Annotated in this window: 13 protein-coding genes; 4 read left to right on the plus strand and 9 right to left on the minus strand. The window is 69.0% G+C overall.

What is annotated here, in order from left to right:
• The first annotated feature begins 11 nt into the window (after positions 1 to 11).
• The gene (gene pseI, locus EIK80_RS03955) at positions 12 to 1064 is read left to right on the plus strand and encodes a pseudaminic acid synthase (RefSeq protein WP_125155648.1); all 1053 of its coding nucleotides are present in this window, start codon (positions 12 to 14) and stop codon (positions 1062 to 1064) included.
• Here pseI and EIK80_RS03960 read toward each other — a convergent pair.
• The 8 genes from EIK80_RS03960 to EIK80_RS03995 form a co-directional block, all read right to left on the minus strand.
• A complete protein-coding gene (locus EIK80_RS03960; RefSeq protein ID WP_125155649.1) occupies positions 1061 to 1915 on the minus strand; it encodes an SDR family NAD(P)-dependent oxidoreductase in 855 nt (284 codons plus the stop codon). The two genes, pseI and EIK80_RS03960, sit on opposite strands and share 4 nt — an antisense overlap.
• Positions 1916 to 1966: 51 nt before the next feature.
• On the minus strand, positions 1967 to 2977 hold the full coding sequence (gene pseG, locus EIK80_RS03965) for a UDP-2,4-diacetamido-2,4,6-trideoxy-beta-L-altropyranose hydrolase (RefSeq protein ID WP_125155650.1): 1011 nt from the start codon (positions 2975 to 2977) through the stop codon (positions 1967 to 1969).
• A 157-nt stretch (positions 2978 to 3134) separates the two neighbouring features.
• Positions 3135 to 3359 (minus strand): hypothetical protein, encoded by a 225-nt coding sequence (locus EIK80_RS03970; protein ID WP_125155651.1) that lies wholly within the window; start codon positions 3357 to 3359, stop codon positions 3135 to 3137.
• A gap of 46 nt (positions 3360 to 3405) precedes the next feature.
• Positions 3406 to 4551, minus strand: a complete 1146-nt coding sequence (locus tag EIK80_RS03975) for a mitochondrial fission ELM1 family protein (protein WP_125155652.1) — start codon at positions 4549 to 4551, stop codon at positions 3406 to 3408.
• Between the two features lie 139 nt (positions 4552 to 4690).
• Positions 4691 to 5164 (minus strand): transcription elongation factor GreA, encoded by a 474-nt coding sequence (gene greA, locus EIK80_RS03980; protein WP_125155653.1) that lies wholly within the window; start codon positions 5162 to 5164, stop codon positions 4691 to 4693.
• A 230-nt stretch (positions 5165 to 5394) separates the two neighbouring features.
• Positions 5395 to 6057, minus strand: coding sequence for a glutathione S-transferase family protein (locus EIK80_RS03985; RefSeq protein ID WP_125155654.1), 663 nt, complete (start codon positions 6055 to 6057; stop codon positions 5395 to 5397).
• 91 nt (positions 6058 to 6148) lie between these two features.
• Positions 6149 to 8671: an ABC transporter permease gene (locus EIK80_RS03990; RefSeq protein WP_125155655.1), complete on the minus strand. Its 2523-nt coding sequence runs from the start codon at positions 8669 to 8671 to the stop codon at positions 6149 to 6151.
• Positions 8668 to 9357, minus strand: coding sequence for an ABC transporter ATP-binding protein (locus EIK80_RS03995; protein WP_125155656.1), 690 nt, complete (start codon positions 9355 to 9357; stop codon positions 8668 to 8670). The genes EIK80_RS03990 and EIK80_RS03995 overlap by 4 nt, the downstream gene beginning before the upstream one ends.
• Before the next feature lie 57 nt (positions 9358 to 9414).
• Between EIK80_RS03995 and EIK80_RS04000 the strand changes: the two genes are divergently transcribed.
• Positions 9415 to 10068, plus strand: a complete 654-nt coding sequence (locus EIK80_RS04000) for an arylesterase (RefSeq protein ID WP_125155657.1) — start codon at positions 9415 to 9417, stop codon at positions 10066 to 10068.
• 75 nt (positions 10069 to 10143) lie between these two features.
• The gene (locus tag EIK80_RS04005; protein ID WP_125155658.1) at positions 10144 to 10554 is read left to right on the plus strand and encodes a hypothetical protein; all 411 of its coding nucleotides are present in this window, start codon (positions 10144 to 10146) and stop codon (positions 10552 to 10554) included.
• On the opposite strand, the gene EIK80_RS04010 is transcribed toward EIK80_RS04005, so the two are convergent.
• Entirely contained in the window at positions 10551 to 11000 is a 450-nt protein-coding gene (locus tag EIK80_RS04010) for a hypothetical protein (protein ID WP_125155659.1), read from the minus strand. The two genes, EIK80_RS04005 and EIK80_RS04010, sit on opposite strands and share 4 nt — an antisense overlap.
• Positions 11001 to 11282: 282 nt before the next feature.
• On the opposite strand from EIK80_RS04010, the gene EIK80_RS04015 reads away from it, so the two are divergent.
• Complete coding sequence (locus EIK80_RS04015; RefSeq protein WP_125155660.1) at positions 11283 to 12950, plus strand: hypothetical protein; 1668 nt, start codon at positions 11283 to 11285, stop codon at positions 12948 to 12950.
• Positions 12951 to 12995: the final 45 nt, after the last annotated feature.

The raw sequence follows: 12995 nt of genomic DNA on the forward strand, positions 1-12995 counted from the left end.
GGTGATCCGCCATGTCCGCCCCCTTCATCGAAATCGCTGGACGCAAGATCGGCGCCGACTATCCGCCGTATGTGATCTGCGAGCTGTCGGGCAATCATAACGGCAGCCTCGAGCGGTGCCTCTCGATGGTCGACGCCGCCGCCGACACCGGCTGCGACGCCATCAAGATCCAGACCTACACCGCCGACACCATCACGCTGGACGTCGACCGGCCCGAATTCAGGATCAGGGGCGGTCTCTGGGACGGGCGCACCCTCTACGAGCTCTACGCCGAGGCCCACACGCCGTTCGAATGGCACGCGGCCATCTTCGAGCGGGCCCGCCAGCGCGGCGTGACGATCTTCTCCAGCCCGTTCGACGAGACCGCGGTCGACCTGCTGGACGCCCTGGACGCCCCGGCCTTCAAGATCGCCTCGTTCGAGGCCGTCGACCTGCCGCTGATCCGGTACGCCGCCTCCAAGGGCAAGCCGCTGATCATCTCGACCGGCATGGCCAACCTTCGGGAAATGCAGACCGCCCGCGACACGGCCCTGGCCGCCGGCGCGGCGGGGGTGCTGCTGCTGCACTGCGTGTCGAGCTATCCGGCCACCTTCGCCGACGCCAATGTGCGGACCGTGCCGGACATGGCCGCGCGCTTCGGCTGCCCGATCGGCCTGTCCGACCATACGCCGGGCACGGCCGCCTCGGTGGCGGCGGTGAGCCTGGGCGCCTGCGTGATCGAGAAGCACTTCACCCTGGCCCGCGCCGATGGCGGCCCGGACGCCGCCTTCAGCCTAGAACCCGCCGAGTTCAAGGCCCTGGTCGACGACACCAAGAACGCCTGGGCCGCGCTGGGCGCGGCCCACTACGACGTGCTGGGCGCCGAGCAGGGCAGCCTGCTGTTCCGCCGCTCGCTCTACGTCACCGCCGATGTGAAAGCCGGTGAGCCGCTTTCCCGCGCCAATATCCGCTCGGTCCGTCCCGGCAACGGCCTGCCGCCCGCCGAGCTGGATAACGTCCTGGGCAAGACCGCCACGCGCGACCTCGCGCGCGGCGAGCCGCTGGACTGGTCGATGGTGGGTTAGATCAGCCCCAGGCGCTTGCCCGTGATCCGGTCCAGGGTCCGCTTAGGCAGGATCTCGGTCATCAGCACCTGCATCGGCGACGGCGACACCACGTAGCGGACCTTGGGCTTCGTGGCGGTCAGGGCCGTGTGGATGGCCTCGCCGATCTTTTCCGCCGGCAGGCCCGACTTGCCCATCGACAGCATGTAGCCGCGCAACCGCTCGAGGGCCGGGGCGTAGACGGTGTTGGCGTAGCGGGTGGTGTCGGTCTCGTCCGCCTTGTCCCAGATCGGGGTGGCGACCGCGCCCGGGGCGACGACCACCACGTCGACGCCGAAGGGCAGGAGCTCGCGGCGCAGGGATTCCGACAGGCCTTCCAGCCCGAACTTGCTGGTGCAGTAGGGGGCCATGAACGGATTGGCGTTGCGGCCGCCGACCGAGGAGATGTTGACGATGCGGCCAGGATCCTTGGCCGGCTGCGCGCCGCCGGCCCCGAGCAGGGGCGCGAAGGCTTGGGTGACGGTGACCACCCCGGTCAGGTTGACCTCCAGCTGCTGGCGCCATTCGTCGATCGGCAGGTACAGCAGCGGGCCGGCCACGGCGATGCCGGCGTTGTTGACCAGGCCCGCCAGGGGCGCGCCGGCCAGGGCTCTTTCGACCTGGCGCGCGCCGGCGCGGACGCCGGGACCATCGGTGACGTCGAACACCAGGGGCGTGAAGGCGTCTCCGAACTCGGCCTGCAACCGGTTGGCGTCGGCCTGTTTGCGGACGCTGCCGAAGACGTGAAAGCCCTTGCCGACCAGCACCTTGGCGGCTCCCCAGCCGATGCCTGTCGATACCCCGGTGATCACCACCGATTTCTTTCGCGCCATGTCGCCCCTCCCTTGGTTGCGGCCAAGATAGGGGGAGTTGAGCGCGGTTCGCTAGAGGGAGCTTTTGGCGAGCGCGCGGGTCAGGAAGGCCTCGGCCGCCCGCTCCGCGCCCCTCCCGTCGCACACCGCGGCGCTGGCGCGCGACAGGGCCGCCCGCTTGTCGGCGTCGGCCAGCAGCATGCGCGACGCGTCGACGAACGCGGCGTCGAAGTCCGGCGCCTCGACCGCCAGGCAGGTCGTGACGCCGGCCGCCTCCAGCGCGCGGGCCGCGGCGACCTGATTGTCGGCCAGGATCAGGGTCAGGGTCGGCAGGGCCAGGACGCAGCGCTCCCAGGTCGTCGAGCCGCCTGCGCCGATGGCCAGGTCGGCGGCCAGGATCAGCTCGGGCATGCGCGGGGTGTCGACGTGCAGCGTCAGGCGCGGGTCGTCGGCGGCCAGGGCTCGCAGGGCCGGCAGGCTGGACGCGCCGCCGCCCAGGACGATGTCCAGCCTCGCCGCGCCGATGATGGGGCGCAGCAGGTCGACGACGCGGCCAGTGACGCCGCCGACATCGGTCAGGCCCAGGGAGACCAGAATCCGGCCCACGGGCGCCCGCTCGGCGCGGCGGGTGAGCGCCGCTTCACGCAAGGCCGCGAAGGCGGGACGAACGGGGGCGTAGCCGGGGCCGAGCAGCAGCCGGGCGGTCGGCGGGACGAGGCCGGCATAGTCCCGCGCGGTCCGCGCCGGGCCGGAGTCCAGGACCAGATCGGCGGCCAGCGGCCGGTCGGCCAGGTCGTCGATGACCAGCGCAGGGCGGCCCTTGGCGACCGCGCGGTGGTCGTCGGCGGTCAGGGCGTAGCTGTCGAACACCAGGGCGTCGAAGCCGTCATCGGTCTGGGCCCGCGCCATGTCCGGCGCGAAGGCGTCCAGCAGCTTGGCGACCTCGGGGGCGACCTCGGGCGAAACTAGGAACGCGCAGGTCGCGCCGCGGGCCTCGAGGGCTCGCGCCAAGGTCAGGGACCGCATCACATGGCCGCCGCCCACCGTCGAGCCGGCCGCGCAGATGAAGAGGATGCGGGTCACGGCGTTGACCGCCGGCCTAAGGACAATGCGGGCTCTATCACGCCCGGTCGCGCTGCTTCTTCTCGCGATTGTAGTCCCGCATGAAAAACCAATGGACGCCAAAAGCCGAGGCGATGAACACAAGGCAGATCAGCATTGATTGAAAGATGGGGGCCATTCAGTCCTCCACGCGAAAAAGAATGTAGTGCAAGGCTCCTTGCAGGGCAACGAAGGCCAACAACGCTCCGGCCACCAGCAGCAGATTGGAATGGCCGGAAACCAAGGGCTGAAGGAGCGACGAACCTAGGAACGCGATGGCCGTTGCATTGCACGTCGCCGCTAGCGCCTTGCGCTGCTCGTTTCGCGCCGCCTTGCCCGGGCGGGATATGAACGGCTCAACCATATCGCGAACGTAACGCGAACATTCGTGCGGCCGCAAGCGGCAAAAATCAGGCTTTTGCTTTTGCCGCCCTAGGCTTGCGCGGCTTCGGCGCGGGTTTCTCGGCGGGCGCTTCCACAACCGCCTGGACCGTCTTCGCCCGAGGTTTCCGCTTCGGCTTGGCGGCCTCCTCGACGACCGCGACCTCGACCACCGGCTCCGGAATCTCCACCCCGATCCGCGCCAGGACTTCGCGCGCCGCGCGGTCGGTCTCGTTGACCGGCGCATAGGTCCAGCCGTGGAACGCGCCGCCGTAAGGCCGCGCCGCGCCCTGGCTTTCCAGCTCCTCGTGGAACATGCGGAACTTCAGGCTGGAGCCGTCCATCTTCAGCACGAACACCGGCTTGCCGGTCGAGGCGGCCTCGGTGGCCATATTGGCCGAGTCCTCGGTGACGAGGATGTAGTCGGCGGCGGCCAGGAAGGCGAAATAGGGGTTGGGGCCTTCGCCGCTCCACATCATGCCGGGCAGGTGGCGCAGGCGGGCGGTCATCAGGGCGCGGGCGGGCTCGGGCGTGCGGCGCGAGAAGGTCATCAGCAGCGACCCGCCGTCCTGCTCCAGCGGGATCTGGATCGAGTGGGCGATCTGGGCCGCCCGCTCGCTGGAGAGGTCGAAGGCCTTGGACTTGCCGCCGATCAGCACCGCCACGCGCGGCTGGGGCAGCGGATCGATCACGTCGGCGAAGGCCGCGTACTCGGTCTCGAGCCGCTGGGGCGTCACGCGGTGCGGCGAGCCGGTGATCGGCAGGATGTTGTCGCCGGTCAGGCGGTCGTGCTTGGGCGGGATCACCAGGTCGAACATGGTGGCCGGCACGCGGGGGTCCTGGATCTGGACCACGAAGGTCTTGCCGCCCGACCAGCGCTTGGCGCGGATGGAGAGGGGCAGGGTGGCGCGGCCGGCGGCGATCCACAGATCGGGCCAGTCGTCATCCTTGTTCCGAGGGATGCCGCTCTCCGGCGTCAGCCAACGCTTGGGCAGCAGGTTCAGCCACCACGGCAGGCGGCCGATGCTGCCCGTCCAGCCCACGCGCTTGACGGTGACCTCGCAGGGAACCAGGCGCGCGATCGCCTCCGACAGGCCCACGACCTGGGCCTCGATGCCGGCGCGACCGTCGGAGACGGCCCACACCTTCAGAGGCGGTTTCGAAGCTTCGACCAAGTCGTCGACTCCGGGCAACGCAAAACGAAACGAGGCCGCTCTCAACCAATAGAGCTCGGGCCCGCCATGCGGCGGGCCCGTTGGAGCAGCCTCGCTCCATTGTACTCGATTTATGGCGCGGCTGGGGCGGCGGACCGCCCTACAGCCACTCCACCTTGAGGATCTCGTAAGCCTTGGTGCCGCCGGGGGTGTTGACCTCGACCACCTCGCCGACTTCCTTGCCGATCATCGCGCGCGACAGCGGCGACGACACCGAGATCCGGCCCGACTTCACGTCGGCCTCGTGCTCGCCGACGATCTGGTAGCGGGCCTCGTCCTCGGTGTCCTCGTCGACAACCGAGACGGTGGCGCCGAACTTCACCTGCTTGCCCGACAGTTTCGACACGTCGATGACCTGGGCGCGCGCGATCTTGTCCTCGATCTCGGCGATCTGGCCTTCGATCCAGCCCTGGCGCTCCTTGGCCGCGTGATACTCGGCGTTTTCCGACAGATCGCCATGCGAACGCGCCTCGGCGATCGCGGCGATAACGGCCGGCCGTTCGATGGTCTTCAAACGCTTCAGTTCTTCGTCGAGGGTCTGATACCCCGCGACGGTCATCGGCACTTTTTCCATTGCGGATTTTAGCTCGGACGCCTTTGGGAGGAAATTCTTCCGGTCGAGGGCGCTCACAACCGGGGGCTGGGAGGATAGGCAGCCAGATTCCGATAAGCAAGGGGGCGTGGCGGCGCCTGAGGTCGATCGCGCCCGCTAGCGTACCGCCCGAGGCGTCCGTCCGCACGTCCCAGGGTTGCGCTATCAAGCCGCTGGGGCCTCGGCGCCGCTCGAAGCCCCTGGCCCGTCGCTCACGCGTAGGCGTAGGGGCCGCCCTTCTCCAGCGCCCGCTGATAGGCGGGGCGGGCGTGGATCCTGGCCAGGAAGGCCTTTACGTGCGGACGGCTGTCCGCCCCGGCCCGCGCCGCGCCGGCCTCCAGCGGGAAGCTCATCATGATGTCGGCGGCGGTGAACTCGGCGCCGGCGAACCAGGGCGTCTTGGAGAGCTCGGCCTCCCAGTAGTCGATATGGGTCTTGAGCTGCGGGTCGACGAAGCCCTGCTGGGCCTTGCCGGCGATCGCCTTGACCAGACCCTTCAGCAGGCCCGGCGCGCGGGTCGGCAGGGCGGTGAACACCAGCTTCAGCAGCAACGGCGTCATGGCCGAACCCTCGGCGTAGTGCAGCCAGTAGGTATAGCGCAGGCGCTCGGGACCGCCGGCGGGCGGGATCAGCCGGCCCTGGCCATAGGTCTCGATGACGTACTCGACGATGGCGCCGGTCTCGGCGATCGTCTTGCCGTCGTCGGTGATGACCGGCGACTTGCCCAGCGGATGGATCGCCTTCAGCGCGGGCGGAGCCAGCATGGTCTCGGCGTCGCGCTCGTAGTGCTTGACCTCGTAGGGGACGCCCAGCTCCTCGAGCAGCCAGAGCACACGCTGGCTGCGCGAATTGTTCAGGTGGTGGACGACGAGCATCGGGCGTTTCCCATCATGGATATCTTGTCGCGCGAACGATGGTCGCGTGTTCGAGGTTCGGCAAGGTTTCGCGCCGGCGGGCGCGCTCCACCTAGTCGCCGCGCAGAACCGGCGCGGGACGTTGCGACAGCGCCAGGCTGGCGGCGATCAGCCCGCCCAGGGTCGCCAGGCCCGTCGCGCCGGCCAGCAGCGCCAGCACCCCGCTCCAATCGACGCTCCAGCTGGCCTCGAACACCTTGACCACCACCGGCCAGGCGGCGGCGAAGCCGAACGCCACGCCGGCCGCGCCGGCGATCAGGCCCACCGCGCCATATTCGATGACATAGGCGACCAGGATCTGGGTTCGGGTGGCGCCCAGCACCTTCAGCGTCGCGGCCTCCCGAGCCCGGGCCCGAGCTCCGGCGGCGATGGCCCCGGCCAGCACCAGCAGGCCCGCCAGGCCCGCCACCGCCGCCGCGCCGCGCACGGCCAGCGCCAGGCGGTCGAACAGGGCCGCCGCCGCGTCGAGTTGCTCGCGGACGCTGATCACATTGACCCCTGGAAACACCTCGCCGAGCTTGCGGGTCAGGATCGCTTCCTGCGCGCGGCTCAGGCGGGCGATGGCCACGCTGCGCAGTTCCGCGCCCTCCAGGGTCGCGGGGTTGAAGATCAGGTTGAAGCTGGGGCCGAAGCCGCCGAAGTCGATCTTGCGCAGCACGGCGACCTTGGCCTCGATCTCGCGGCCCAGCACCAGGACGGTGAGGGTGTCGCCGACCTTGAGGCCCGCCGCCTGGGCGATCTCGGCGTTCAGCGCCACCTTGGGCGGGCCCGCGTCGCTGGCGGGCCACCAGCGGCCGGAGACCACGCCGGCGTTCCTCGGCTCCTTGGCCAGCAGCGACAGGCTGAGGTCGTTGTCGAAGGCCCAGCGCTCGGACGCCTTGATGGCCTTCACGTCGACCGGCTTGCCCTTCAGGGCGATGATCCGGCCTGTCGCGAATGGCATCCGCAGATAGGCGTCCTCGCGCAACGGACCGATGACGCCCGCCACCGTGGCGTCGAAGGCGTTGGCGCGGTCGCCGGGGATCTCGGTGAAGACCATGGCCGGGGCGGTGCGCGGGGCCACGTCGCTGACCTGGGCCAGCAGGGCCGACTGGATCAGCACCACGCAAGCCAGCAGGGCCACGCCCAGGCCGATGGCCGGGCTGGCGGTCCGCGCCGCCGAGCCCGGACCCGCCAGGTTGGCCAGGCCCAGCTTGACGGGGCCTCGCGTCAGGCCGCGCGCCTTGCCCGCCAGCCAGGCGGCCGAGCGGCCCAGAACGGTGAGCAGGCCGAAGGCGACGGCGACGCCGGCGATCATGATCGCCGCGGCCATCGGGGTCGGGGCGGTGGCCACGGCCAGGGCGGCCAGGCCCGCGCCGGCGACGACCGCGCCAAGGGTTTCCAGGCCCAGCGGCAGACGGGCCTTGGGCGCGCGGCGGAACAGGGCCGAGGGCGGCGTGACCCGGGCGCGGGCCAGCGGGACCAGCGAGAAGGCCGCCGCCGCCAGCACCCCAAACAGTCCGGCCTTGGCCAGCGGCCACGGATAGACCTTGAACAGCGCCGGGATCGGCAGGCTCGAGCCGGCCAGCTGGCCCAGCACCAGCGGCGCGACGGCCCCGACCGCCAGGCCGATCGCGACGCCCAGCAGGGCCAGGACCCCGATCTGGATCAGGTGCAGGTCGCGGATCAGGCCGCTCTCGGCGCCCAGGGCCTTCAGCACCGCGATGGCCGGCTCGCGCGTCGACAGATAGGCCGCGACCGCGCCCGCGACGCCCAGGCCGCCGGCCACCAGGGAGGCCAGGCCGATAAAGCCCAGGAAATATTCCAGCTGGTCGATCAGCCGCCGGGCGCCGGGGGCGCTGTCCAGGCGGTCGCGGACCCGCAGGTGAGACTCTGGCAGCGCCGCCTGCGTGGCCTTGCCGATCGCGCGGGGATCCTCGCTGGGCTTCAGCGCCACCCGAACGGTGCGGCTGGTCAGGCCGCCGGGCGCCAGCAGGCCGGAGCGCTCCAGGACCTCGCCGCGGACCAGCACGCGCGGGGCCATCGAGAAGCCGCGCGACAGGCCGTCGGGCTCGCTGACCAGCCGGGCGCGCACGACCAGGGTCGTCGGGCCGGCCTCGAACCGGTCGCCGATCTTCAGGTGCAAGCGATCCAGCAGCGCCGGCTCGACCGCCGCGCCGGGCAGGCCGTCACGGTCGGCCAGGGCGGCGGCCAGGTTCGGCGCGCCCTCCAGGGTCACCGTCCCGGCCAGGGGGAAGCGGGCGTCGACGCCGCGCAGGCTGACCAGCCGGCGCTCGCCGCTGGGCGCCTGGGCCATCGCGCGGGCGACGGCTGCGTAGGTGGTGACGCCCAGCCTGTCGAAGGCCGCGCGCTCCTTGTCGGTGAAGTCGCGGTTCTCGACCGAGAACGACAGGTCGCCGCCCAGGATCTCGCGCGCCTGGCTGGCCAGGCCCTGGCGGAAGGCCTCGGCGGTCGAGCCGGCGGCGGCGATGGCGGCCACGCCCAGGGCCAGGCAGGCCAGGAAGATGCGGAAGCCGCGCACGCCCGAGCGCAGCTCGCGGGCGGCGAGGCGGAAGGCGAGAGGCGCCCGGCTCACGAGGCGATGCGCCCGTCGGCCATGCGCACGATGCGGTCGGCGCGCGTGGCCAGGCTGGGGTCGTGGGTGACCATGACCAGGGCGGCTTCGACCTCGGCGACCAGGTTGAACATCAGGTCCGCCACCGAGGCGGCCGTGGCGCCATCGAGGTTTCCGGTCGGCTCGTCGGCGAACAGCAAAGCCGGCCGCGCGGCCAGGGCGCGGGCCAGGGCCACGCGCTGCTGCTCGCCGCCCGACAGTTGGTGCGGATAGTGGGTCAGCCGTCCGGACAGGCCCACCCGACCCAGCCAGTCGCGCGCGGTGGGCAGGGCCTCGCGCGTCCCGGCGATCTCCAGCGGGGTGGCGACGTTCTCCTCGGCGGTCATGTTGGGCAGCAGGTGGAACGACTGGAACACCAGCGCCGCGCGGCCGCGCCGCAGGCGGGCCCGGCCGTCCTCGCTCAGCGCCGCCAGGTCCTGGCCGAACAGCCGCACCGTCCCGGCGGTCGGCTCCTCCAGCCCGGCGCCCACCGCGATCAGCGACGACTTGCCCGAGCCCGACGGACCGACCACGGCCACGCGCTCGCCGGCGTTCACCGCCAGGTCGACGCCGCGCAGGATGTTCACGGGTCCGGCGGCGGAGGGCAGGGTCAGGGCGACGGCGCTCAAAACCAGGGGGGGAACCAGGGGCGAGGCGTCGTCGGTCATGGTGTTTCCTGTAGGGCCGGTCCTTGTTCGGCCGGCAGCCTGACTACATAGGAAGGCATGAGCCTGACCGCACAGCGTTTTCCCAGCCGTCGCCGCATTTTGCTCGGCCTTGGCCTCCTGACCCAGATCGCCGCCGCCCCCAAGCCGCCGGGGAAGCCGCAAATCGTCACCGTATTAGGCGACTCGATCACGGCGGGCCTGGGCCTGCCGGCGCGCGACGCCATGCCGGCCCAACTTCAGGCGGCGCTGGGCAAGCTGGGGGTTTCGGCCGTGGTCCGGGCCGCCGGCGTCTCGGGCGACACCAGCGGCGGCGGCCTGGCGCGGGTCGGCTTCAGCGTCGCGGCCGACACCCGGGTCTGCGTGGTGGCGCTGGGCGGCAACGACTTGCTGCAAGGCGTCGAGCCGGCCCAGACCAGGGCCAATCTGCGCGGCGTCCTGCAGAAGCTTAAAAGCCGCGGCGTCGGCGCGGTGCTGGTCGGCGTCGGCGCGCCCCCGACCATCGGGGTGTCCTACGCCCGCGAATTCAATGCGATCTATCCCAGCCTGGCGCGGGAGTTCGGGGTCCCGCTCTACGCCAATATCCTGGCCGGAGTGGGCGGCAACGCGGCCCTGCTGCAGCGGGACGGCGTCCATCCCAACGCGGCCGGCGCCCGGAAGATCGGCGAGGCCCTGGCTCCGATCGTGGCCCGGGCTCTGAAGGGGCGCCCCTAGGATCCGACATTGACTTGCGACTATTTGAGGTTGAGTCTGGCGCCCTCTATGTCGATTGCTAAGGGGCGACGCGGAATGGGTAGTCAACACAAGGTCTGGGCCGTGGTGGCGGCGATGGGGGTCCTGGCGGCCTCCGGCGCGCGGGCCGAGAACGCCAAGGGCGAGGCGACGCTGGCCAAGATGCTGGAAGGTCGGACCGTTCTCGCCGGGGTCAACTGCCTCGAGACGCGCAAGATCATCACCACGCAGATCATCAACGGCACGGCCATCGTCTACCGCCTGCGCGGCAGCCCGACGCTGTACGTCAACCGGCCGACCGCGGGCCTCGACGACCTGAACTCGAACAACGCGCTGCTCGTCGGCGACACCCCGAGCCTGTGCGAGGGCAACAACCTGTTCGTGGGCGACAACGGCGGGCGCGGCGCGGCCGCCGGCTATACCGGCGGCGTCCGGCTGGGCGAATTCATCCCCTGGGCCAAGAACTAGAGGTCGTTCCGCGGCGCGGGCGGATGGGCCAGCGGCTTCAGGTCGGGGTCCACCCACCAGCGGCGGGCCTCGACCGAGAACAGCCGCTCGCGCGACCAGTGCGTGAGCGGCCAGTTCTTGTCGCCCAGCGGCGTGGCCAGCAGCAGGGCGACGGCCTCGGCGTCGGACGTTCCGGGCGGCAGGGCCGCCTCGAAGGCGCGGATCGCGGCCAGATAGGCCTGGGTGATGGTCTCGTGATAGCCGGCCGTCTCGGTGTTCTGGCCGCCGACCGCGACATTGTAGGTGCGGATCACCCACGGCAGGTCGCGCTCCAGGTTCGCGTCGCGCAGACGGACCAGGCGCAGGGTGGCGGTCAGGTGCGCGGCATGGGTCCACTGGTCCTTGGGCAGGCTGCGGTCCAGCAGCCCCTCGGCCAGGGCGGCGATCTCGGCGTCGGTGTAGCTCATGCGGACAGGGTTTAGCTGACTCCGTGCGCGCGCGTCAGGTCCTTACGCAGTACGCCGTCATCCCCGCGTCCATGGCGGAAATCCATCGGGATCGACGATCGTCCCGACACAGGCGATCTGAGGGGCCGCTTGCCGGAAGAATACTGGCGGGGGCTCCCGACCCGCTGCGGACGTTTCATTAGTCCCGTTGTCGGGCGAGGCGGAAGTCTTACCCTGGGTGGCAAAAGCGTAATAGCCTGTCGCTAACGCGACTGCGCTGACGCCAAGTCAGCTGGGGGTATAATGTCGATCGAGCTTCTTGAGAAAGAAATCCGTCGGTTCTTGGCAAGCTTCGACGCAGAGGTGCTTTGCATTTCCGGGAAGTGGGGTGTTGGAAAGACTTTCGCGTGGAATAAGTACCTTCAAGAGGCGGATAGCGAGGGGGCGATTGGACTCAAACGCTATTCTTACGTTAGTCTGTTTGGTCGAAATTCGCTCGACGATGTTCGTAGTGCTGTATTTGAAAACACGGTTCCGCTCGCAGGGGCGCCCACAAAGCCAAACCTCGCCTCGGTCATAAAATCGGCCGAAGCTGGCGGGCGAAAGCTCACGGCTTATGCGCGCTTGACGCCTAAGGTGAAGGACTATGTGGCGCTCAGCGAGCGGGTGTTATTTGCGACCATGGGATCTCAGCTCATTTGCATTGATGATTTGGAACGGTCGGGAAAAGGCCTGGCAGTACACGATGTGCTGGGCCTGGTCTCCGAACTAAAGGAACAGAAGGCCTGCAAGGTTATCGTATTACTGAACGCAGAAAAAATTCCGGGAGATGGCAAGGAAGCCTTCGAAGCGCAGCTGGAGAAGGTCGCGGACATATCGCTGACCTTCAATCCCTCTCCATCTGAAGCGGCTGAGATAGGAGTCAGCCCAGGCATTGCCCTGCGAGACCGATTAGTGCGTCATTGCGTGACGCTGTCGATCGTCAATATCCGGGTCATCAAGAAGATCGAGCGACATGCCAAACGCCTAGGTGAAATCCTTCTCGGTTATGACGGGAGGATCCTTGAGCAGGCGGTGTCATCCATGGCGCTTTACACCTTCTCCAAATTCCAGCCTGATAGCGCTCCACCACTCGAATTCTTGCGCAAATTCAACCGCTTTACCGGACTGGTCGGTCAGCCTTCCGAAGAATACGCCAAGTGGCGTGATCTGCTGATCGAGTATGAATATTCATCGACGGACGAATTCGACTTGAAGGTCATGGCTGGTGTCGAGCGTGGCTTCTTCGACGAGGCGCAGCTGAAGGCGGCGGCCGATGACCTAGCGGCCAGCTTGCAGTTTGGTGATCAAGGAAATTCCGTCCACGAGGCCTGGGCAAAATATCACGACTCGTTCGACGACAACGCTGACGCGGTGCTCGACGGCCTGGACGCGGCGTTTCGAGCGAACGCCAATGCGATCACGCCGCTTAATGCGAGCGGTACGGTCCGGCTCTTCAAGGAATTGGGCCGCGAGGAGCAGGCCAAGGCCTTAGCGCGGTACTATGTCGATATCCGCAACGAGCCGGTGGAATTTTGGGACCTCAGTGAATACGCGTTCAAGGGCGATGTCACTGATCCGGATTTGATTGCGGCGTTTGTGGAGAAGCACGCTTCGTTCGCGCCACCGGCGCTGGACGCTGGTGACGTCTTGATCCGCATTAGCTGTCAAAGCGGTTGGAACACACGCGATGTGGAGTTCCTCGCCAATTTGAGCGCCCAGGACTTTGTGACGCTCTTCAAGAAGTTGAAAGGCGAAGACCTTCGGCGAGCTGTTCGCGAAGCCCTACGCTTCGCCAATCGGGGCGGTCAGGGAAGCCCCGAGGTCATGATCGCAACGCGGGCAAAGGAAGCGCTAGAGCTAATTGCAGCCGAGTCGCCGATCAACGCGAGGCGAGTTGCGCAGCGCCTAGCGGAAGCTAAAGGCGGCTAGCCACCCCGAATAGACGACCGGAATGTCCGCTGTTAGGGCGGTCGG

This window comes from Caulobacter sp. 602-1 (assembly GCF_003931565.1).
Lineage (GTDB): Bacteria > Pseudomonadota > Alphaproteobacteria > Caulobacterales > Caulobacteraceae > Caulobacter.